A 19,358-nucleotide genomic window follows, 5' to 3' on the forward strand; every position below is an offset into this window, starting at 1 on the left:
ACGCTTTTCTACAATACATCTGAAGCATGATCTGCCAGCCGTGAGCGTTCACCACGCTTTAGCGTGATATGTGCGCCATACTGCCAGGATTTAAACTTATCCACCACATAGGTCAGGCCTGAACTGGTTGCAGTTAAATAAGGTGTATCAATCTGCGATAAATTTCCGATACAGATTATTTTTGTACCAGGGCCCGCACGGGTAATCAGTGTTTTAAGTTGCTTAGGAGTTAAATTCTGCGCTTCATCAATAATCAGGTAGCGGTTTAGAAAGGTGCGGCCACGCATAAAATTAAGTGAGCGAATTTTGATTTTGTTCATCAAAATATTTTTTGTGACATCTTTTTCCCAGTCAGTATCTTCTTGCTTGCCTAGGAGCTCCAGGTTATCGATCAGCGCGCCCATCCAAGGAGCCATTTTTTCTTCTTCAGTGCCAGGTAGAAAACCTATATCTTCACCGACTGGAACTGTTTCACGGGTCATGACGATTTCGTGATAGAGCTTGTCATCCATGGTTTTCGTCAGTCCAGCTGCCAAGGCTAATAATGTTTTACCGGTACCGGCGGTACCCAGTAAAGTAACGAAGTCAATGTCAGGGTCCATTAATACATTAAAGGCAAAGTTTTGTTCCCGGTTTTTAGCAAAAACGCCCCAGGCAGAGTGATGACCTTTACGGTAATTAATGGCCAGTTCCAGGGTTGCCTGGTCATTATCTACGGTACGTACGATGGCTTCAAAGTCTGAGTTGTTCTCTATATACAGATACTGGTTGGGGTGCCAGTCAGTGACTAGTGGGCCTTCAAGTTTGTAATAGGTGGGCCCCTCTTCTATCCATGACTGCATTTTATTACCATGGGTTTCCCAGAAATCATCCGGCAGGGCAGTTGCACCGCTGTACAGTAAGTCTATATCATCCAGGGTCTGGTCGGTATGATAATCTTCGGCTTTTAATTCCAGAGCTGCGGCCTTAATACGCATATTAATATCTTTAGCATCAGTGTTCCCATTGAAAGAAGAAGTACCTAACCTATCTTCGTCACTTTTATCTCTTCAAGTCATTGATTTATAATTCGCATTAAAAATTCATCGTAAAAATCCCTTTAGAATCAATGGTGTTTTTTTTGAGGGTCTCTGTAGTGCCATCTTAACTTGCTCTGGCCCTTGATTTTCCCTGGTTTTTCACCGATGCTAGTGGTATGTATATTCGAAGAACCAAAACAAAAAGCCTTGAAGACGGCTCAGCTTATTTCACTTACCGCATTGTAGAATCTGTGCGTATAGGAAAACAAGTCAAGCAACGTACATTGCTCAATATAGGTGCGGACTTTACGATTGATAAAAAGTACTGGCCCTTGCTGACGGCCAGAATCGAACAATTACAGCAAGGTTTGGAACCACATCAGGAAGAGCTATTCAATTTAGCCGATGATTTAAATCAACTTCTGGAAGCAACAGCCCAGCGCTATAGCTCACTGATGACTGCAAAACTGTCACAACCGCTAGATTCAAAAACAACAACGCGAGATTTTCATCATGTCGATATTAATCATGTCGAAGCCATTAATGCCCGTAGTATTGGTGTTGAAACCCTGGCACTGCATGCCCCGCACAGCAGTTACAGCTAGACGAGAAACTCATGGCGCTGGGCTTTAATAAAGTAGATACGGCGACGGCCCTGGGCACTATCATAGGACGTATGGTTTCACCCGGCAGTGAACTGCAAACACATGACTGGTTGCAAAATCGAACAGGCCTGGGCGAATTACTGGGTCATGACTACGGTAACACCAGCCTGACGCGATTATATACAGTCAGTGACAAGCTACTCAAACATCAGGCAACTCTTGAATATTTTCTGGCTGACCGAGAGCAGACGTTGTTCAATTTAAACCGCAAGATTGTATTGTACGATCTGACCAATACTTATTTTGAAGGCCAGTGCGCCCGAAACCCGAAAGCGAAATTCGGTCGCTCTAAAGAGAAACGCACTGATTGCCCGTTGGTTACTCTGGGGCTGGTTCTGGATGGTGACGGCTTTCCATTGAGTAGTCAGGTTTTTCCCGGCAACGCCAGTGAGCCCGCGACCTTGAAACTGATGCTTGACGAACTGCGAGACAAGGATCCCTTTCATCAAATAAAGCCGGTGGTTATCATGGATGCCGGCATTGCCAGCGCTGACAATATTGCCTGGTTAATCGAACAAGATTATCATTATCTCGTTGTCAGTCGAGAACAACATGTAAAAAACCCAAGAGATCAGAAAACTCCGGTAGCGGTCAGGGATACCCGGGACAGCAATGTTGTTGTTTATCGTGAAGTTGATCAAGAAACCGGGGAAACCCGACTCTATTGTCATTCAGAACAAAAAGCAAAAAAAGAACAAGGTATCCGTAATCGCTTCCATGCTCGTCTGGAAGAGGCCCTGGAAAAACTGCACACAGGTCTGAGCAAAAAAGGCACCCTTAAAAAATACGACAAAATACTGGAACGTATCGGACGACTACGTGAAAAACATAGCCGTGTTGCTGCAGATTACACCATTAACGTTATCGCGGATGACAAAAAAAACAAAGCCATCGGTATAGAATGGCAACATAAACCTGAAAGTGACCAAAAAGATAAGCACTGTGGTGTTTACTGCCTAAGAACGAATATCCCTGACTGGTCGGAAGAACAGTTATGGCTAACCTATACCATGCTGACTGAGATTGAAGCGACCTTTAGAAGCCTGAAAACCGAGCTAGGCTTGCGCCCTGTCTATCACAAAAAAGAAGAGCGGGTTACCGGACACCTATTCATCACATTATAACTCGATGTTCAAGTTTTTGATATTGAGAAGGTAAAATCAGGTATTCTGAGGTTGTTGTAATTTTATCGGTGTAAGCCAATGTTAATGAATGCCCCAGCCACCGCTGTCAGCCCCGGACGGGCTGATAGTCTCCAGAAGGCGCAGGGAAATTTGCCAATCCGAAGTGCGCGATAGCGCGCGAGGGAGGCTAAGATTTTATCCCGAATAGCCGTAGAGCCATTTGTGGTAGCCATGACTGAGCTGCTTTGTGCTCAGTCTGTGGCGGACGCAGGGCGGCTGGAGCATCTCCTATTCGCTGCGTAGGTGAACGAATTACGGCGACAGGAGTCCCGGAATTTCGTGAGGTAGCATGGCGCGCCTGCTTTATCCAAAGCTATATTGACGATTTAAATGATGCGCTCAATCAGCTAAAACCCGGAGCCGCTTTGACACGGATTCAAGCCGCTTGGTTGGGCACTTGTTTAACGGGCATACTGCTAATGAACTCTGTTTGCTGGGCTAAGTTTGAGCGAGCAAGCCTTGGAGATTGCAAAGTAGCCGCATTATCCTGGGTGTTTCGTACGCTGTCAGCCCCGGACGGGCTGATAGTCTCCAGAAGGCGCAGGGAAATTTGCCAATCCGAAGTGCGCGATAGCGCGCGAGGGAGGCTAAAATTTTATCCCGAATAGCCGTAGAGCCATTTGTGGTAGCCATGACTGAGCTGCTTTGTGCTCAGTCTGTGGCGGACGCAGGGCGGCTGGAGCATCTCCTATTCGCTGCGTAGGTGAACGAATTACGGCGACAGGAGTCCCGGAATTTCGTGAGGTAGCATGGCGCGCCTGTTACGTAAAAACCAAAATATTGAATATAGAGGTAGAATAAGGTCAGTCGAGAGCTACTTTAATTCGATTAACAAAGGCATTGATCAGATAATACGTGTACGTGGCGGCAAAGAGATTAAAGTGACTGTCAGCAGTGCACGATTAAAGGTGAGTTCTCACAGTAAAAAGCGCTTTGTCATTGCCTTAAAATATGACGGTGAAAACGACTATCGCTATTTAGTGGCGACAGACCTGACTTGGCGCACACACGCTGAAAATCAGGGAAACGGAGCCTAAGCGAAGTGATGATTTTTAGTCCGCGATAGCCGTAGGGCCGTTATTTTGTCGGAGTCTGAGCGTTAGCGAAGGTGGAGACAAAATAAAAGGCCATCCGACACGGCGTCAAGTCATTTGGAGCCTATGTTCCGACCCCTTGTTGGGTCGGGACGAGGTGACGAGGACGAATCGGGGCCGCCGGAGGCATAAGTGGTCGCGTTAAGTTTTTGCTGCTTGCTTGGGCTGGGATGCCCAAAACAAGCTTTCGCAAAAATAGCGACTCCCCAAGATATTATTCAAGCCTATACGTTGAGATGGCTGATTGAGGTTTTCTTTGAGGGCTGGAAGCTTTATGAAGGATGGGGGCGTGAGGCCAAACAATTAGATGAAGAGGGATCAAGCCGTGGCCTGATTCTGAGTCTTTTGTTTGACCATTGCCTTCTCCTTCACCCAGAGCAAATAGCCCGCATTGAAAGCAAACTACCTGCGTATACCGTAGGAAGCTTACAGCGCAAGTCTCAAGTGGATGTACTGCTTGAGTTCATCACGTCATTGCTAGAGTTTCCAGATCCTGGTGATAAGCTGAAAGAGTTAGGTGAATTAATAAAGGATGTGTTTCAGCTGATGCCATCAGGAAAACATATGATTGGCAGAGATTTAGGGCGCTTAGAGCCAACACCATCATTAAAGTATTGTTCTGCTGGGTGAAGGTAAGAGTTTGATGGCAATGGGATGGAAAAACTTGAACATCGAGTATTAGCTTACCACCTGGTACATGTACTGCGTTATCAACTTAGATTGCAGGGCATCCATCTAAGCTGGGAAAGCATTCGCAACAGGATGTCGACCCAGCAACGCATGACCATTACTTTACCCACGGATAACGATACAATCATTCACCTGCGAACCACAAGCAAAGCAGAAACCAGACAAAAACAAATATACACTGCGTTGAATATTAACCCCGACCCGATTGGAAAAGTTAAAACGATCGTTGATATGAAACCTGTAGTGCCAACTGGGGCCGATTGAAAAATTTAACTCATTGAAATAATGGGGAATTGACTGTATATGTCACGAAGATAGGCTAAACAAAGCAGCCTATAACCTACCTGAAGGTAGCACCACTCGAATATTTCCATCGCTGAAAATCCTGGAAACGGAGCTTTAGCGAAGTGAAGATTTTTAGTCCGCGATAGCCGTAGGGCCGTTGTTTTGTCGGAGTCTGAGCGTTAGCGAAGGTGGAGACAAAATAAAAGGCCATCCGACACGGCGTCAAGTCATTTGGAGCCTATGTTCCGACCCCTTGTTGGGTCGGGACGAGGTGACGAGGACGAATCGGGGCCGCCGGAGGCATAAGTGGTCGCGTTAAGTTTTTGCTGCTTGCTTGGGCTGGGATGCCCAAAACAAGCTTTCGCAAAAATAGCGACTCCCCGACTTTTTGATTTTAATCACTTATAACAGCAAATAGACACTCTGTAGGCACCGTAAAAAAACAACAAATAATTTCAAATAAAGCTTGCAATTGCCGAAAAAAATTTTCTAAAAATTTCCGTTTTAATCACCTCATAAACGGATATCACCCATGCTTAAAGACCTACCACTCTCTGAACATATTCACCAACACTGCAATGAAAGTATGGAACGTGCCCTGTTAGCAGAGCGTCATCCTTTGTGGGCTCGTTCATGCCCAGAGTTGAAGGATATCGACTTTATTCGCCTTGGGTTATTACGCTGTATCAGTGTAGTCGATAGTGGTCGCCATTTCCTCCAAACCAATGAACAGATTTATGGCCAGCTGCTTCCCCACTCAACGTATTTTAAATCACTGAAGTCGCATAGACGAACAAGTATGCTTGAGGCATTTGAACAGCAGAGCTATCATCTTCACGCTGAAACACTGCTATCGCAAGGCATTGATTATCTTAAAGCATTCCCGGAACTTGACGAATACACCATAGAAGCAGCGGATGGACATTTTATTGATCATGCCTGCCATACTGAAAAAAACAGCAAGGGGAAAGTTTATGCGGCCGGGGGGATTTACGCGTTGAATCTCAGAAGTGGGTTGCTCAGATTTCTTTGTCTGGTGACAAACGGAACTCAGAGACATCAAGAAATACCTGTGTTACGAGATCATATTGAAAAGCAAAACAAGGGAAATAACAGCTCTCAGAAACATCTCTATGTCTACGATAAAGCCGTCACCGACTTTGTCTGGTGGGATCGGCAGAAACGACATGCTAATTACATGATTTCAATGCTAAAAGAAAATTCAATTGCGACTCTGGTTGAGTCTATCCCTTTTGACTCCCAGCATGAGATCAATACAGGAGTTGAAGCATACAGTGTGTACGAAAACAAGGGCATCAAATTTAACGTGGTGGATTACCGTGATCCAGAAACCGGAAAACTTTACCGGTTTGTGACAACCTTGCCAATGACTATTAACCCTGGAGCCATTGCCATGCTATATTTCAAACGATGGACGATTGAAAAGACATTCAATAACACTAAAAGTAATTTCAAGGAAACTAAAGCTTGGTCTTCCAATACCCGCTCACTTGAAAATCAAATGCGCCTGACTGCAATGAGCTATAATTTAATGCGCGTGTTTGAAGAGATTTCAAAAACACAAGAGCCAGAATTGATTCATCCATCGGATAAAAAATATAGCGAGGCTCTGGAGATAAGGCAGCAACAGGCCCAAAAACGAGATCGTTTTGTGAATCCATTATTTTTCCAGGCAAGAATATCTCGTATCAGCTCGTATACCATTCGAGCAGTTCAAAACGCAATAATAACAGGAATGTCTTTACAGTGCTTTATGAGCTCTCTTGTGGCGAGGTTAGTTTCACGGCCTCAATTGATAGGGGAACACTGATGATCTTTAGACACTAATATGACGTGCGTATCACTCGATGTTCAAGTTTTTCCATCCCATTGCCATCAAACTCTTACCTTCACCCAGCAGAACAATACTTTAATGATGGTGTTGGCTCTAAGCGCCCTAAATCTCTGCCAATCATATGTTTTCCTGATGGCATCAGTTGAAACACATCCTTTATTAATTCACCTAACTCTTTCAGCTTATCACCAGGATCTGGAAACTCTAGCAATGACGTGATGAACTCAAGCAGTACATCCATTTGAGACTTGCGCTGTAAGCTTCCTACGGTATACGCAGGTAGTTTGCTTTCAATGCGGGCTATTTGCTCTGGGTGAAGGAGAAGGCAATGGTCAAACAAAAGACTCAGAATCAGGCCACGGCTTGATCCCTCTTCATCTAATTGTTTGGCCTCACGCCCCCATCCTTCATAAAGCTTCCAGTCCTCAAAGAAAACCTCAATCAGCCATCTCAACGTATAGGCTTGAATAATATCTTGTGTGCGCCAAGTCAGGTCTGTCGCCACTAAATAGCGATAGTCGTTTTCACCGTCATATTTTAAGGCAATGACAAAGCGCTTTTTACTGTGAGAACTCACCTTTAATCGTGCACTGCTGACAGTCACTTTAATCTCTTTGCCGCCACGTACACGTATTATCTGATCAATGCCTTTGTTAATCGAATTAAAGTAGCTCTCGACTGACCTTATTCTACCTCTATATTCAATTTTTTGGTTTTTACGTAATTGGCTAATCACCTGCGAGCCTCCAGATTCTTTAGCGGCTTCGTCCATAAAGGCTTTTTCACCATACAGCGCATCAGCCAGTACGCCTTTAATTTTAATCAGGCTATGCGCAACTTTAAACTCTTTTAATAAGCCTAATGCAATCTCTGTTTTGGTCGGGTAGGCACTGTCACGTTCAGGCTTAATAGGCCGATCTTTTTTTGCTATACCGCTCTTTTTCAACCGTTTATCTTCTTTATCCCACTGCTTCAAGGCTGTATCCGGCATATAAAAGAAAAAACCGACAGGCACTGTAATGGATGAGGTAACTAGCAGCAATAATACTATCGTTTGTCCATTAACATACCCGCCGGAGCCTTTGTGTTTCTGCTTGTAAACCTTATAAATACGTTTTGTAGACTTAGATCGTGCTCGGTCTGATTCATCAAAGGCCAACACACCTTCAGTAATGCCATAACGTTTTAACCCATCTTCGTCACTTTCATCTTTCTAAGCCATTGATTCATCGGTTTAAGCGATTTTTTGTCGAAAAATTCTCTTTAAAATCAATGGTGTTTTTTTTGAAAGTTTTGTAGTGCCATTTATATTATTTTTGTCGATAAACTCATTGACTTTTGTCAAAAAAATCATCATTATTTGAGTGTAATTTACATGCGACAAAAATACTCTAAAAAATCCAACGTTTTATACAAAAACACAAAATCTGTAGTGCCAACTGGCTACTTTTTAAAATTTCAACCAATTGATTTATAACAACTACATCATCAATAGTGACGAAGATGGGTTAAAATTAAGACCACACTCACCCGTAGCAACCAGTCCCAGGGTATACTTGCTTTACGAAACACCCAGGATAATGCGGCTACTTTGCAATCTCCAAGGCTTGCTCGCTCAAACTTAGCCCAGCAAACAGAGTTCATTAGCAGTATGCCCGTTAAACAAGTGCCCAACCAAGCGGCTTGAATCCGTGTCAAAGCGGCTCCGGGTTTTAGCTGATTGAGCGCATCATTTAAATCGTCAATATAGCTTTGGATAAAGGTGGCTGGGGCATTCATTAACATGGGCTTACACCGATAAAATTACAACAACCTCAGAATACCTGATTTTACCTTCTCAATCGCTGAAAATCAGGGAAACGGAGCTTTAGCGAAGTGAAGATTTTTAGTCCGCGATAGCCGTAGGGCCGTTGTTTTGTCGGAGTCTGAGCGTTAGCGAAGGTGGAGACAAAATAAAAGGCCATCCGACACGGCGTCAAGTCATTTGGAGCCTATGTTCCGACCCCTTGTTGGGTCGGGACGAGGTGACGAGGACGAATCGGGGCCGCCGGAGGCATAAGTGGTCGCGTTAAGTTTTTGCTGCTTGCTTGGGCTGGGATGCCCAAAACAAGCTTTCGCAAAAATAGCGACTCCCCGAATCAAAAACTTGAACATCGAGTATCAGGAAATTGTTTCACTAAAGTGAGTACGATACTAAGAATCGAGTTATCTGCCAGGCTACCTGGCATAGAATCAGGCAGGGCGGCAGTCATCTGCTGCCGCTGAAAATCATGGAAACGGAGCTTAGCGAAGTGGTGATTTTTAGTCCCTGATAGGCGACAGGGCAATTCGCTGATTCGACGTGTGCTAGCAGCACGCGAGAGGAGCAAGAATTGCATTCCGAATAGCCGTCCAGCCAGTGAGGTAGTAATGACGAAGCGGCTTTTGTGCGTAGTCGTTGCGGACGCAGGGCGTTCAGGGCATCTCCCATCCGCTGCGTAGGTGAACGAATTATGGCGACAGGAGTCCCAGAATTTCGTGAGGTAGCATGGCGCGCCTGGTTTGAAAATACAGTCGGCCATCCAGCGCGTTTTCATTTTGCCCCGAACTTTGTAATTGCGATAAGCGCAGGCCGTCTTTAATATCATCCTGGTTACGGTCTTTTAATAAATCATCAATAAAGCGACTAACTTGACGAACATTACGTGCAACATCGCTTCTGCCCCTTTTACCATGATCTAGTTCTTCCAGCACCACATGGGAAGAAAAATATTATGTTCCTGAAAATGAAATAAGGCAGTTGGATCATGCATTAAAACATTGGTGTCCAGAACAAATAATTTTTTAGTCGCTGATATATTCATATTAAGCCCCTAATTCCGCAAGTTTTTGTAAGACCTCATCGATGTGAACCTTAACCTTTACTTTACGCCACTCATAAATCAATATTCCATTGGGATCAATTAAAAAAGTACTGCGTTCTATACCCAGAACTTTCTTGCCATACATGGTTTTCATTTTGATCACATCAAACTGTCTGCATAGCTCTTCGTCTTTGTCAGATAGCAAATCAAATGGAAAATTCTGCTTGCTCTTAAAGCCTTCATGCACGCGTACGCTATCACGCGAAACACCAAGAACGACAGTATTGTGTTGCTCAATCTGGGTAATATTATCGCGAAAGTTCTGTCCTTCAGTAATACAGCCAGGTGTATTGTCTCTAGGATAAAAATATAACAGCACATATTTGCCTTTATAATCGGAAAGCTGAATGTTTTTATCGCCGGTAGAGGGGACTGAAAAATCGGCAACTGGTTTGTCTAGACTGACTACGGACATGCGGACTCCTGATGAAATATCGTTAGTATATTAGCCTAGCATAAATCAGCTATGGGGAGGAATGATAAATTTATGCTTTGCAGGCTACCGGTTCGATAGCCGGTAGTTTGCGTGTTACCTTAGAAAGTACGAACAGGACTAGCCTTATCGGGTTTTGCCTTCTTCTGCTCTTAATAGCAGGTATTGGCCATATTGGTTTTTTGCCAGCGGTTTGGCGAGTTCAATTAATTTTTCCTTGCTGATATAGCCTTGCTCAAAAGCTATTTCTTCAATACAGGCGACTTTTAGCCCCTGGCGTTTTTCAATTGTCTCGATAAATTGCGATGCCTCCAGCAGGCTTTCATGGGTCCCCGTGTCCAACCAGGCATAACCTCTGCCCAGTAATTGTACTTTTAAGCGGTTTTCATCCAGATATAGTTGATTGACTGTGGTGATTTCCAGCTCCCCGCGTGCCGAAGGTTTGACTGACGCAGCTTTTTTTATCACGTCATTGGGGTAAAAATACATACCGGTTACCGCATAATTGCTTTTTGGATAGCTAGGTTTTTCTTCCAGGCTGATAGCATTACCTTGCTGATCAAATTCTGCTACACCATAACGCTCAGGATCGGCAACACGATAGCCAAATACAGTTGCCTTGTTATCGTCTCTAGCGGTAGCCCCCCCTGTAGCGAGGGTTTTCTTAAGGTCGTGACCATAAAATATATTATCTCCTAACACTAGACAGACGTCTTCACCACCAATAAAATCCTCGCCCAGGATAAAAGCCTGAGCCAATCCATCAGGAGAGGGCTGTATGATATATTCAATCTGTAAGCCTATATCTGTACCATTGCCTAGTAAGCGCTTAAAACTAGGCTGGTCATCGGGGGTGGTAATCACCAGTATTTCTGTAATCCCTGCCATCATTAATACCGATAAGGGGTAATAAACCATGGGTTTGTCATACACTGGAAGCGTTTGCTTGGAGATTCCTTTAGTAATTGGGTATAGGCGTGTTCCCGAGCCACCGGCTAAAATTATTCCTTTCATTTTTTTAGTTTTTGGTTTTTAAAGTATTGATTTGATTTGCTAAAACAGTCTGGAGACTAGGCGCTGCGGAGTACGCATTCGAAAATTAAATCATCCATGGCTTGTTTGGGCAACTGCTGGATAAAATGTAGGCCATACTCTGACTGCGACTGGCAATGTTTTATAGTGCCGTGAATATTAATGGGAATGCCAGATTTAGGTAGTTGCAATTTAATACTGACTTTATCATTGACTTCGGCCTGTAGCGGAGAGTTTAGCTTGATCTTGATGCCCGAATAGCTTAAATCCAGAACCGTTCCCTGCATCACTAATTCTTTGTCGGGTGGGCGGGTCAGCGTAATATGTGCGGTTAAATTTTCAGTTTCAACTCTTGGGTGTGCTCGTTGCTCAGAATGCATAGCTTAGCGCCAGAATTAAAAATCAGTTAGGGGGAGGGTAGACGTTAGTCTACTCGTTATTTTAAGATAAAGCAGATCTTGCCGTTTGAATGGCAGCGCGCACTGTGTCAGGAGCAGTGCCGCCGATATGCCTGCGTGCAAAAACAGAGCCTTGCAGTGAGAGCACATCAAATATATCCTCATCGATCATCTCGGAAAACCCCTGTAACTCGGTTAATGATAGCTCAGATAAATCACGCTCAGAATCGAGTCCCAAACGCACGGCGAGTCCCACTACTTCATGTGCATCACGGAATGCCATGCCTTTACGTACCAGGTAATCGGCCAGGTCGGTCGCGGTAGCAAAGCCTTTTTTTGCTGCATTAAGCATATTTTCACGCTTAGCGGTAATATGGGGCACCATATCAGCAAAGGCACGCAGGCAATTATTCAGGGTATCTGCGGTATCAAATAAAGGCTCTTTATCTTCCTGGTTATCCTTGTTGTATGCTAGTGGCTGGCTCTTCATTAACATTAACAAGGAAACCAGATGACCTGTAACCCGGCCTGATTTACCGCGAACTAATTCGGGTACATCGGGATTTTTCTTTTGTGGCATAATCGAAGAGCCGGTGCAAAAGGCATCGGGCAATTCAATAAATGCAAACTGCGCGCTCGCCCATAACACCAGCTCTTCTGAAAAGCGTGATAAATGCATCATGATAATACTACCTGCGGCAGTAAATTCAATAGCAAAATCACGGTCACTAACCGAATCCAGAGAGTTTGCAGACGGGCGGGAAAAACCCAATAATTCAGCGGTCATTTCGCGATCAATAGGATAGCTAGTGCCTGCTAAAGCGGCGGCCCCCAGAGGCATGATATTAACCCGCTTCAAACAATCTTCAAGGCGTTGCTTGTCACGTACGAGCATTTCAAACCAGGCCATTAGATGATGTCCAAACGTCACTGGCTGAGCTACTTGTAAATGGGTGAAGCCTGGCATTATAGTATCTGCCTCGCGTTCCGACAGATCCAGTAAAGCAGATTGCAGGCGAGTAATGACCGCAATAATCGCATTAATTTCAGCACGCATATAGAGGCGGATGTCAGTCGCTACCTGATCATTACGTGAGCGACCAGTGTGCAGCTTTTTACCTGCCATGCCAATTAAGTCAGTTAGACGTGCCTCTATATTCATATGCACATCTTCCTGCTTGATCGACCAGGCAAATTCACCGCGCTCTATTTCCTCACTAATTTTTTGTAGACCCTGAAAAATAGCATCACGTTCTTTTTCAGTCAAAATACCAATTTTGCACAGCATGCTTGCATGAGCAACCGAGCCTTGAATGTCTTGTTGTGCCATACGCTGGTCAAAATCAACCGAGGCAGTAAATACTTCAACAAACGCATCAGTCGCTTCGGAAAAGCGCGCGCTGGAAAGTTTGTCTTGATTAGCTGTAGTCATTTAATAATAGATAGAATTTGCGAAGTTAGCCAAGAATTATATCATTGTTGATTTAACTTGAAAATTTCATCCATTTATCCACCTGTCAAAAATGGATGCAGCACTAGCAGGAGCAACGCATGATAACTCTGGGGCACAGAAGTAAATCATGAAATCTAATCACCTGTACATTATGGCAGTCATTTTAGTGATATTGTAAAGTTTGTTTCTTGCTTATTGTGCTAAATATTTAACATGCATACAGAAAAATACTTGTGCACATTATCTGTGGATAAGTCTGTGGATTAAGAGTACAAAAGTAACCTTAACACTTAGTGTTCTTACCTTGTTGTTAAATTGTATTAATTTTATACAGATCAATAAATATTATTAAATTCAATGCTTTGGGTCTGTTAATAGCTAATGTCAGGATTGTTTTTTGTAACTACTCAGCTTCGCTGAGTAGTTACGCTGATTATAGATATAACCAAAAATTAGAGTGCTATTCCAAGATTTAGAACGGGATGAAAAATCAGTCCAGTTTTGTTGTGGCAAAGAGCAATAAAACTTAACGTAAGATTTGTAGCATTATGCTACAATTAAGCTATTGGTTATTAATTTATAGGTTACAACAATGGCTAAAGCCTCATCACCAGTACGTTTACAGGATGATTTGATGCAAGCAGCAAAATCAACTGGAGAGCGATTTCATCGTAGCACTGCTGAACAGATAGAATATTGGGCCGATATAGGTAGAAAAGTATCTACAGTGCTAGGCCCTGATACATTAATATCTATTGCAACAGGGCTGACACAAGTAAAGGTTGAACCCATCTATGGCAAGCCAGTTGATCCTGATGATGTTTTTAATTTGCTTGAAGCCCAACAGCAACAGGGAGCATTAACGCAAGCAGTGACAGGCAGTGCCTTTAAGTATCAATCCTCTTTAACTCAGCCAGGTTATCTGGAGCGAATTGATCAGCATGGAAATGTTTTAGTGGGGCAGTTTGAAAATGGTGAATTTATATCTGCTGAAAAATTCACCTCTTGACGGAACGTAAGCAATTATGGATTTTGGCAGGCGGTAATGGGGCTGGAAAAAGTACCTTTTATCGAACGCAATTAGCACCATTAGGGTTACCATTTATTAATGCAGATATTCTGGCAAAAGAGTTATATCCACAATCACCTGAAGAGCATAGTTATGATGCTGCTAAACTTGCAACTGAAATGCGCTTTCGACTCCTACATGAAGGGAGGCGTTTCTGTTTTGAAACAGTTTTCTCCCATCCATCAAAAATCGATTTTGTTGCTCAGGCGAAAGTATTAGCTTATGAGATTATATTAGTGTTTATTCATCTGGATACAGTTTCTCTAAACCAAGCACGTGTTGCTCAGCGTGTCAGTGAAGGTGGACATAATGTTTCTGATGAAAAAATAGCTAGTAGAATCCCAAAATTACTGCAAAATATTAAAAAAACGCTGCCATTATGCGATCAGGTTCATATTCGTAATAATTCCAGCATTGAAAATCCATTCCAGCAAGTGGCGGTAATTCGTAATGGTCAATTACGACAGAAAATACCCTTACCAAATTGGGCTAACGATTTACTCGAAAATTATTTATAGGATCCTGATATTGGGTACAACGATTTGAAATTAGACCGTCACGCGGTGTAGCGCTTTGCAACGGAGTATGGGGTTTTGGCAGAAAGTAAGGTAACTCGCAAGAAATAACCTACCCACCTTGCTTGTCTTTTTGGCCGTCTTCTACGCCTTGAAGGCGAACAAAAATCCTGCGCAATATTGGTAGGTTATTTATTGCGTGTTACCTAAGTTGTTATTTTTTAACTGTAGTAAATTTGTCTCAAGTATCTGGTTTTTGTTTTCTATATTTGGAGCATACTCATTTTAAATGATCACTCGATAAATGCGCATAACCATAGAATGTACCGGTCAAGTCAAACCGGACACTTTTATTAGAGACTTTTGTACAGTCTCAAATATTGCTGGGGGCAAACCGTTCAAGTAGCTGATTGCGTTTCAATCCCAAACGATGTAAACTATTTTAGGTGTCTAATATTGCGTGTGTTCAGTAGTGTAGATAAAAACTGCTTGCGAAGACTGAATCGGGTAATGGCTAATGGTCAACATAAATGTGTAATGGTATTATTAAGCCCATTATTAAAGTGCTTAATTCTATATAAAGCTGAAGTTTTCCAATTATTGAGTAGCTGAAATACACAATGCTGGTGTATCGAGGTTTATTTTAGGTGGTTTTGCCATGTTTATCATCAGTGTTCCCATTGAAAGAAGAAGTACCTAAACAAAGCAGCCTATAACCTACCTGAAGGTAGCACCACTCGAATATTTCCATCTTTTTGATTTTAATCACTTATAACAGCAAATAGACACTCTGTAGGCACCGTAAAAAACAACAAATAATTTCAAATAAAGCTTGCATTTGCCGAAAAAATTTTTCTAAAAATTTCCGTTTTAATCACCTCATAAACGGATATCACCCATGCTTAAAGACCTACCACTCTCTGAACATATTCACCAACACTGCAATGAAAGTATGGAACGTGCCCTGTTAGCAGAGCGTCATCCTTTGTGGGCTCGTTCATGCCCAGAGTTGAAGGATATCGACTTTATTCGCCTTGGGTTATTACGCTGTATCAGTGTAGTCGATAGTGGTCGCCATTTCCTCCAAACCAATGAACAGATTTATGGCCAGCTGCTTCCCCACTCAACGTATTTTAAATCACTGAAGTCGCATAGACGAACAAGTATGCTTGAGGCATTTGAACAGCAGAGCTACCATCTTCACGCTGAAACACTGCTATCGCAAGGCATTGATTATCTTAAAGCATTCCCAGAACTTGACGAATACACCATAGAAGCAGCGGATGGACATTTTATTGATCATGCCTGCCATACTGAAAAAAACAGCAAGGGGAAAGTTTATGCGGCCGGGGGGATTTACGCGTTGAATCTCAGAAGTGGGTTGCTCAGATTTCTTTGTCTGGTGACAAACGGAACTCAGAGACATCAAGAAATACCTGTGTTACGAAATCATATTGAAAAGCAAAACAAGGGAAATAACAGCTCTCAGAAACATCTCTATGTCTACGATAAAGCCGTCACCGACTTTGTCTGGTGGGATCGGCAGAAACGACATGCTAATTACATGATTTCAATGCTAAAAGAAAATTCAATTGCGACTCTGGTTGAGTCTATCCCTTTTGACTCCCGCCATGAGATCAATACAGGGGTTGAAGCATACAGTGTGTACGAAAACAAGGGCATCAAATTTAACGTGGTGGATTACCGTGATCCAGAAACCGGAAAACTTCACCGGTTTGTGACAACCTTGCCAATGACCATTAACCCTGGAACCATTGCCATGCTGTATTTCAAGCGATGGACGATTGAAAAGACATTCAATAACACTAAAAGTAATTTCAAGGAAACTAAAGCTTGGTCTTCCAATACCCGCTCACTTGAAAATCAAATGCGCCTGACTGCAATGAGCTATAATTTAATGCGCGTGTCGGGGAGTCGCTATTTTTGCGAAAGCTTGTTTTGGGCATCCCAGCCCAAGCAAGCAGCAAAAACTTAACGCGACCACTTATGCCTCCGGCGGCCCCGATTCGTCCTCGTCATCTCGTCCCGACCCAACAAGGGGTCGGAACATAGGCTCCAAATGACTTGACGCCGTGTCGGATGGCCTTTTATTTTGTCTCCACCTTCGCTAACGCTCAGACTCCGACAAAATAACGGCCCTACGGCTATCGCGGACTAAAAATCATCACTTCGCTTAGGCTCCGTTTCCCTGATTTTCAGCGTTAGATGCTGATTCGCGCGTAGCGCGAAGCCATCATCCGAACCGTTTGTTGGACAAGTCCGGCCCGTTCATCACCTTTCATGAAGTACACTATTGAAACCATCAGTGTTCCCCTATCAATTGAGGCCGTGAAACTAACCTCGCCACAAGAGAGCTCATAAAGCACTGTAAAGACATTCCTGTTATTATTGCGTTTTGAACTGCTCGAATGGTATACGAGCTGATACGAGATATTCTTGCCTGGAAAAATAATGGATTCACAAAACGATCTCGTTTTTGGGTCTGTTGCTGCCTTATCTCCAGAGCCTCGCTATATTTTTTATCCGATGGATGAATCAATTCTGGCTGTTGTGTTTTTGAGATCTCTTCAAACACGCGGATTAAATTATAGCTCATTGCAGCCAGGCGCATTTGATTTTCAAGTGAGCGGGTATTGGAAGACCAAGCTTTAGTTTCCTTGAAATTACTTTTAGTGTTATTGAATGTCTTTTCAATCCTCCATCGTTTGAAATATAGCATGGCAATGGCTCCAGGGTTAATAGTCATTGGCAAGGTTGTCACAAACCGGTGAAGTTTTCCGGTTTCTGGATCACGGTAATCCACCACGTTAAATTTGATGCCCTTGTTTTCGTACACTATCGCTGTCAGCCCCGGACGGGCTGATAGTCTCCAGAAGGCGCAGGGAAATTTGCCAATCCGAAGTGCGCGATAGCGCGCGAGGGAGGCTAAAATTTTATCCCGAATAGCCGTAGAGCCATTTGTGGTAGCCATGACTGAGCTGCTTTGTGCTCAGTCTGTGGCGGACGCAGGGCGGCTGGAGCATCTCCTATTCGCTGCGTAGGTGAACGAATTACGGCGACAGGAGTCCCGGAATTTCGTGAGGTAGCATGGCGCGCCTGGCTTCAACTCCTGTATTGATCTCATGCTGGGAGTCAAAAGGGATAGACTCAACCAGAGTCGCAATTGAATTTTCTTTGTAACTACTCAGCGTAATTTAAACTCATAACAGATTGATTTAAAATAATAATTAATGTATCTCTCTGAATTTTAGTCCAATTTTCACCCCTTTTTAAAGGTGAAAATGACTAAAGTCAGGTTAAATTAAAATATATCCATTTGATTTTAAAGTTAAAAAACACGCTGAGTAGTTACTTTTCTTTTAGCATTGAAATCATGTAATTAGCACGTCGTTTCTGCCGATCCCACCAGACAAAGTCGGTGACGGCTTTATCGTAGACATAGAGATGTTTCTGAGAGCTGTTATTTTCCTTCGCTGTCAGCCCCGGACGGGCTGATAGTCTCCAGAAGGCGCAGGGAAATTTGCCAATCCGAAGTGCGCGATAGCGCGCGAGGGAGGCTAAAATTTTATCCCGAATAGCCGTAGAGCCATTTGTGGTAGCCATGACTGAGCTGCTTTGTGCTCAGTCTGTGGCGGACGCAGGGCGGCTGGAGCATCTCCTATTCGCTGCGTAGGTAAACGAATTACGGCGACAGGAGTCCCGGAATTTCGTGAGGTAGCATGGCGCGCCTGGTTTTGCTTTTCAATATGATCTCGTAACACAGGTATTTCTTGATGTCTCTGAGTTCCGTTTGTCACCAGACAAAGAAATCTGAGCAACCCACTTCTGAGATTCAACGCGTAAATCCCCCCGGCCGCATAAACTTTCCCCTTACTGTTTTTTTCAGTATGGCAGGTATGATCAATAAAATGTCCATCCGCTGCTTCTATGGTGTATTCGTCAAGTTCCGGGAATGCTTTAAGATAATCAATGCCTTGCGATAGCAGTGTTCAGAGTGAAGATGATAGCTCTGCTGTTCAAATGCCTCAAGCATACTTGTTCGTCTATGCGACTTCAGTGATTTAAAATACGTTGAGTGGGGAAGCAGCTGGCCATAAATCTGTTCATTGGTTTGGAGGAAATGGCGACCACTATCGACCACACTGATACAGCGTAATAACCCAAGGCGAATAAAGTCGATATCCTTCAACTCTGGGCATGAACGAGCCCACAAAGGATGACGCTCTGCTAACAGGGCACGTTCCATACTTTCATTGCAGTGTTGGTGAATATGTTCAGAGAGTGGTAGGTCTTTAAGCATGGGTGATATCCGTTTATGAGGTGATTAAAACGGAAATTTCTAGAAGAATTTTTTCGGCAATTGCAAGCTTTATTTGAAATTATTTGTTGTTTTTTTACGGTGCCTACAGAGTGTCTATTTGCTGTTATAAGTGATTAAAATCAAAAAGATGGAAATATTCGAGTGGTGCTACCTTCAGGTAGGTTATAGGCTGCTTTGTTTAGGTGCTTCTTCTTTCAATGGGAACACTGATGATCTCATTAGGATTCATATTTAGTTGCATTTAAGGGATGCCTGTACTAGTCATCGCAACAACCCACTACAAATCACATAGAGCCTAAAAAACAAACCAGGAATCCTAACGGCACAAAGCCGTAGGCATAGTTCCAGTAAAAATAATTTCCAGATGGACTTGATAATGTAGAGCTATAAAGCAGGAGAAACTTTTACGCAACACTATGTA

Annotated in this window: 28 protein-coding genes and 4 pseudogenes; 13 read left to right on the forward strand and 19 right to left on the reverse strand. The window is 43.3% G+C overall.

Annotation, left to right across the window (positions count from 1 at the left end):
* Nucleotides 1–8 precede the first annotated feature (8 nt).
* Nucleotides 9–992, reverse strand: a pseudogene (locus K6984_RS04330) (PhoH family protein); the annotation flags it as partial.
* A 203-nt stretch (nt 993–1,195) separates the two neighbouring features.
* Between K6984_RS04330 and K6984_RS04340 the strand changes: the two are divergent.
* Nucleotides 1,196–2,805, forward strand: a pseudogene (locus K6984_RS04340) (IS1634 family transposase); the annotation flags it as partial.
* Between the two features lie 65 nt (nt 2,806–2,870).
* Here K6984_RS04340 and K6984_RS04345 read toward each other — a convergent pair.
* The gene (locus K6984_RS04345) at nt 2,871–3,041 is read right to left on the reverse strand and encodes a hypothetical protein (RefSeq protein WP_221894372.1); all 171 of its coding nucleotides are present in this window, start codon (nt 3,039–3,041) and stop codon (nt 2,871–2,873) included.
* Between the two features lie 12 nt (nt 3,042–3,053).
* Between K6984_RS04345 and K6984_RS04350 the strand changes: the two genes are divergently transcribed.
* From K6984_RS04350 to K6984_RS04360, 3 genes are read left to right on the forward strand one after another with little or no spacing between them, the layout of a single operon-like run.
* The gene (locus K6984_RS04350) at nt 3,054–3,476 is read left to right on the forward strand and encodes a hypothetical protein (protein ID WP_221894373.1); all 423 of its coding nucleotides are present in this window, start codon (nt 3,054–3,056) and stop codon (nt 3,474–3,476) included.
* A 37-nt stretch (nt 3,477–3,513) separates the two neighbouring features.
* Entirely contained in the window at nt 3,514–3,669 is a 156-nt protein-coding gene (locus K6984_RS04355; RefSeq protein WP_221894374.1) for a hypothetical protein, read from the forward strand.
* On the forward strand, nt 3,618–3,905 hold the full coding sequence (locus K6984_RS04360) for a hypothetical protein (RefSeq protein ID WP_221894375.1): 288 nt from the start codon (nt 3,618–3,620) through the stop codon (nt 3,903–3,905). Before K6984_RS04355 ends, K6984_RS04360 begins: the two co-directional genes overlap by 52 nt.
* Nucleotides 3,906–4,026: 121 nt before the next feature.
* Here the strand turns inward: K6984_RS04360 and K6984_RS32570 are convergent, their stop codons facing one another.
* Nucleotides 4,027–4,155: a hypothetical protein gene (locus K6984_RS32570; RefSeq protein WP_263458596.1), complete on the reverse strand. Its 129-nt coding sequence runs from the start codon at nt 4,153–4,155 to the stop codon at nt 4,027–4,029.
* Here K6984_RS32570 and K6984_RS04365 point away from each other — a divergent pair.
* Together K6984_RS04365 and K6984_RS04370 are read left to right on the forward strand one after the other, a co-directional pair.
* Entirely contained in the window at nt 4,119–4,592 is a 474-nt protein-coding gene (locus K6984_RS04365; protein ID WP_221894376.1) for a hypothetical protein, read from the forward strand. The genes K6984_RS32570 and K6984_RS04365 overlap by 37 nt on opposite strands.
* A 45-nt stretch (nt 4,593–4,637) precedes the next feature.
* A pseudogene (locus tag K6984_RS04370) lies at nt 4,638–4,916 on the forward strand (IS1634 family transposase); the annotation flags it as partial.
* A 76-nt stretch (nt 4,917–4,992) separates the two neighbouring features.
* Here K6984_RS04370 and K6984_RS04375 read toward each other — a convergent pair.
* On the reverse strand, nt 4,993–5,148 hold the full coding sequence (locus K6984_RS04375) for a hypothetical protein (protein ID WP_221894378.1): 156 nt from the start codon (nt 5,146–5,148) through the stop codon (nt 4,993–4,995).
* A 27-nt stretch (nt 5,149–5,175) separates the two neighbouring features.
* Nucleotides 5,176–5,304, reverse strand: a complete 129-nt coding sequence (locus tag K6984_RS32575; RefSeq protein WP_263458596.1) for a hypothetical protein — start codon at nt 5,302–5,304, stop codon at nt 5,176–5,178.
* 165 nt (nt 5,305–5,469) lie between these two features.
* Here K6984_RS32575 and K6984_RS04380 point away from each other — a divergent pair, with 165 nt between their 5' ends.
* The gene (locus K6984_RS04380) at nt 5,470–6,768 is read left to right on the forward strand and encodes a transposase (protein WP_221894379.1); all 1,299 of its coding nucleotides are present in this window, start codon (nt 5,470–5,472) and stop codon (nt 6,766–6,768) included.
* Nucleotides 6,769–6,847: 79 nt separating this feature from the next.
* Here the strand turns inward: K6984_RS04380 and K6984_RS04385 are convergent, their stop codons facing one another.
* The 11 genes and pseudogenes from K6984_RS04385 to argH all read right to left on the reverse strand — a co-directional run bounded on the left by K6984_RS04385 (nt 6,848) and on the right by argH (nt 12,990).
* Nucleotides 6,848–7,951 carry a transposase gene (locus tag K6984_RS04385; protein ID WP_221894380.1) on the reverse strand — a complete coding sequence of 368 codons (1,104 nt, stop codon included), beginning with the start codon at nt 7,949–7,951 and terminating at the stop codon, nt 6,848–6,850.
* A gap of 329 nt (nt 7,952–8,280) precedes the next feature.
* Nucleotides 8,281–8,577: a hypothetical protein gene (locus tag K6984_RS04390; protein WP_221894381.1), complete on the reverse strand. Its 297-nt coding sequence runs from the start codon at nt 8,575–8,577 to the stop codon at nt 8,281–8,283.
* Nucleotides 8,578–8,621: 44 nt separating this feature from the next.
* Nucleotides 8,622–8,756 carry a hypothetical protein gene (locus K6984_RS32580; protein ID WP_263458651.1) on the reverse strand — a complete coding sequence of 45 codons (135 nt, stop codon included), beginning with the start codon at nt 8,754–8,756 and terminating at the stop codon, nt 8,622–8,624.
* Nucleotides 8,757–8,783: 27 nt separating this feature from the next.
* Entirely contained in the window at nt 8,784–8,912 is a 129-nt protein-coding gene (locus K6984_RS32585) for a hypothetical protein (protein ID WP_263458596.1), read from the reverse strand.
* 18 nt (nt 8,913–8,930) lie between these two features.
* Entirely contained in the window at nt 8,931–9,119 is a 189-nt protein-coding gene (locus tag K6984_RS04395) for a hypothetical protein (RefSeq protein ID WP_221894382.1), read from the reverse strand.
* Nucleotides 9,041–9,262: a hypothetical protein gene (locus K6984_RS04400; protein ID WP_221894383.1), complete on the reverse strand. Its 222-nt coding sequence runs from the start codon at nt 9,260–9,262 to the stop codon at nt 9,041–9,043. The genes K6984_RS04395 and K6984_RS04400 overlap by 79 nt, the downstream gene beginning before the upstream one ends.
* A 35-nt stretch (nt 9,263–9,297) precedes the next feature.
* A pseudogene (locus tag K6984_RS04405) lies at nt 9,298–9,635 on the reverse strand (PIN domain-containing protein); the annotation flags it as partial.
* Nucleotide 9,636: 1 nt separating this feature from the next.
* Nucleotides 9,637–10,110 carry a peroxiredoxin gene (locus K6984_RS04410; RefSeq protein ID WP_221894384.1) on the reverse strand — a complete coding sequence of 158 codons (474 nt, stop codon included), beginning with the start codon at nt 10,108–10,110 and terminating at the stop codon, nt 9,637–9,639.
* A gap of 144 nt (nt 10,111–10,254) precedes the next feature.
* The gene (gene rfbA, locus K6984_RS04415) at nt 10,255–11,142 is read right to left on the reverse strand and encodes a glucose-1-phosphate thymidylyltransferase RfbA (protein WP_221894385.1); all 888 of its coding nucleotides are present in this window, start codon (nt 11,140–11,142) and stop codon (nt 10,255–10,257) included.
* Between the two features lie 56 nt (nt 11,143–11,198).
* The gene (locus K6984_RS04420) at nt 11,199–11,540 is read right to left on the reverse strand and encodes a PilZ domain-containing protein (protein ID WP_221894386.1); all 342 of its coding nucleotides are present in this window, start codon (nt 11,538–11,540) and stop codon (nt 11,199–11,201) included.
* 61 nt (nt 11,541–11,601) lie between these two features.
* A complete protein-coding gene (argH, locus tag K6984_RS04425) occupies nt 11,602–12,990 on the reverse strand; it encodes an argininosuccinate lyase (protein ID WP_221894387.1) in 1,389 nt (462 codons plus the stop codon).
* Between the two features lie 613 nt (nt 12,991–13,603).
* On the opposite strand from argH, the gene K6984_RS04430 reads away from it, so the two are divergent.
* From K6984_RS04430 to K6984_RS32590, 4 genes are all read left to right on the forward strand, one after another.
* Nucleotides 13,604–14,020, forward strand: a complete 417-nt coding sequence (locus K6984_RS04430) for a ParD-like family protein (protein WP_221894388.1) — start codon at nt 13,604–13,606, stop codon at nt 14,018–14,020.
* Complete coding sequence (locus K6984_RS04435; protein ID WP_221894389.1) at nt 14,017–14,598, forward strand: ATPase; 582 nt, start codon at nt 14,017–14,019, stop codon at nt 14,596–14,598. The genes K6984_RS04430 and K6984_RS04435 overlap by 4 nt, the downstream gene beginning before the upstream one ends.
* A gap of 895 nt (nt 14,599–15,493) precedes the next feature.
* The gene (locus K6984_RS04440; RefSeq protein WP_221894390.1) at nt 15,494–16,591 is read left to right on the forward strand and encodes a transposase; all 1,098 of its coding nucleotides are present in this window, start codon (nt 15,494–15,496) and stop codon (nt 16,589–16,591) included.
* The gene (locus K6984_RS32590) at nt 16,540–16,668 is read left to right on the forward strand and encodes a hypothetical protein (protein WP_263458596.1); all 129 of its coding nucleotides are present in this window, start codon (nt 16,540–16,542) and stop codon (nt 16,666–16,668) included. The genes K6984_RS04440 and K6984_RS32590 overlap by 52 nt, the downstream gene beginning before the upstream one ends.
* Nucleotides 16,669–16,918: 250 nt before the next feature.
* On the opposite strand, the gene K6984_RS04445 is transcribed toward K6984_RS32590, so the two are convergent.
* A complete protein-coding gene (locus tag K6984_RS04445) occupies nt 16,919–17,587 on the reverse strand; it encodes a transposase (RefSeq protein WP_221894391.1) in 669 nt (222 codons plus the stop codon).
* Between the two features lie 12 nt (nt 17,588–17,599).
* On the opposite strand from K6984_RS04445, the gene K6984_RS32595 reads away from it, so the two are divergent.
* Nucleotides 17,600–17,734 (forward strand): hypothetical protein, encoded by a 135-nt coding sequence (locus K6984_RS32595; protein WP_263458652.1) that lies wholly within the window; start codon nt 17,600–17,602, stop codon nt 17,732–17,734.
* Nucleotides 17,735–17,964: 230 nt separating this feature from the next.
* Here the strand turns inward: K6984_RS32595 and K6984_RS04450 are convergent, their stop codons facing one another.
* A complete protein-coding gene (locus K6984_RS04450) occupies nt 17,965–18,219 on the reverse strand; it encodes a hypothetical protein (protein WP_221894392.1) in 255 nt (84 codons plus the stop codon).
* Nucleotides 18,220–18,231: 12 nt separating this feature from the next.
* Between K6984_RS04450 and K6984_RS32600 the strand changes: the two genes are divergently transcribed.
* Entirely contained in the window at nt 18,232–18,366 is a 135-nt protein-coding gene (locus K6984_RS32600; RefSeq protein ID WP_263458653.1) for a hypothetical protein, read from the forward strand.
* Between the two features lie 175 nt (nt 18,367–18,541).
* Here K6984_RS32600 and K6984_RS04455 read toward each other — a convergent pair whose 3' ends face one another.
* Nucleotides 18,542–18,916, reverse strand: coding sequence for a hypothetical protein (locus tag K6984_RS04455; protein WP_221894393.1), 375 nt, complete (start codon nt 18,914–18,916; stop codon nt 18,542–18,544).
* Nucleotides 18,917–19,358: the final 442 nt, after the last annotated feature.

Source organism: Bathymodiolus japonicus methanotrophic gill symbiont (assembly GCF_019721995.1).
GTDB lineage: Bacteria > Pseudomonadota > Gammaproteobacteria > Methylococcales > Methylomonadaceae > Methyloprofundus.

Bases quoted from the DNA above. Each gene is read 5' to 3' on its own strand.
- K6984_RS04440 (WP_221894390.1), top strand. From the start codon at position 15,494: ATGCTTAAAGACCTACCACTCTCTGAACATATTCACCAACACTGCAAT.
- argH (WP_221894387.1), bottom strand. From the start codon at position 12,990: ATGACTACAGCTAATCAAGACAAACTTTCCAGCGCGCGCTTTTCCGAA.
- K6984_RS04345 (WP_221894372.1), bottom strand. From the start codon at position 3,041: ATGGCTACCACAAATGGCTCTACGGCTATTCGGGATAAAATCTTAGCC.
- K6984_RS32580 (WP_263458651.1), bottom strand. From the start codon at position 8,756: ATGGCCTTTTATTTTGTCTCCACCTTCGCTAACGCTCAGACTCCGACA.
- K6984_RS04375 (WP_221894378.1), bottom strand. From the start codon at position 5,148: ATGGCCTTTTATTTTGTCTCCACCTTCGCTAACGCTCAGACTCCGACA.
- K6984_RS04390 (WP_221894381.1), bottom strand. From the start codon at position 8,577: ATGTTAATGAATGCCCCAGCCACCTTTATCCAAAGCTATATTGACGAT.
- K6984_RS04430 (WP_221894388.1), top strand. From the start codon at position 13,604: ATGGCTAAAGCCTCATCACCAGTACGTTTACAGGATGATTTGATGCAA.
- K6984_RS04360 (WP_221894375.1), top strand. From the start codon at position 3,618: ATGGCGCGCCTGTTACGTAAAAACCAAAATATTGAATATAGAGGTAGA.
- K6984_RS04455 (WP_221894393.1), bottom strand. From the start codon at position 18,916: ATGCTTAAAGACCTACCACTCTCTGAACATATTCACCAACACTGCAAT.
- K6984_RS04450 (WP_221894392.1), bottom strand. From the start codon at position 18,219: ATGGCTACCACAAATGGCTCTACGGCTATTCGGGATAAAATTTTAGCC.
- rfbA (WP_221894385.1), bottom strand. From the start codon at position 11,142: ATGAAAGGAATAATTTTAGCCGGTGGCTCGGGAACACGCCTATACCCA.
- K6984_RS04420 (WP_221894386.1), bottom strand. From the start codon at position 11,540: ATGCATTCTGAGCAACGAGCACACCCAAGAGTTGAAACTGAAAATTTA.
- K6984_RS04400 (WP_221894383.1), bottom strand. From the start codon at position 9,262: ATGGGAGATGCCCTGAACGCCCTGCGTCCGCAACGACTACGCACAAAA.
- K6984_RS04380 (WP_221894379.1), top strand. From the start codon at position 5,470: ATGCTTAAAGACCTACCACTCTCTGAACATATTCACCAACACTGCAAT.
- K6984_RS04445 (WP_221894391.1), bottom strand. From the start codon at position 17,587: ATGGCTACCACAAATGGCTCTACGGCTATTCGGGATAAAATTTTAGCC.
- K6984_RS04410 (WP_221894384.1), bottom strand. From the start codon at position 10,110: ATGTCCGTAGTCAGTCTAGACAAACCAGTTGCCGATTTTTCAGTCCCC.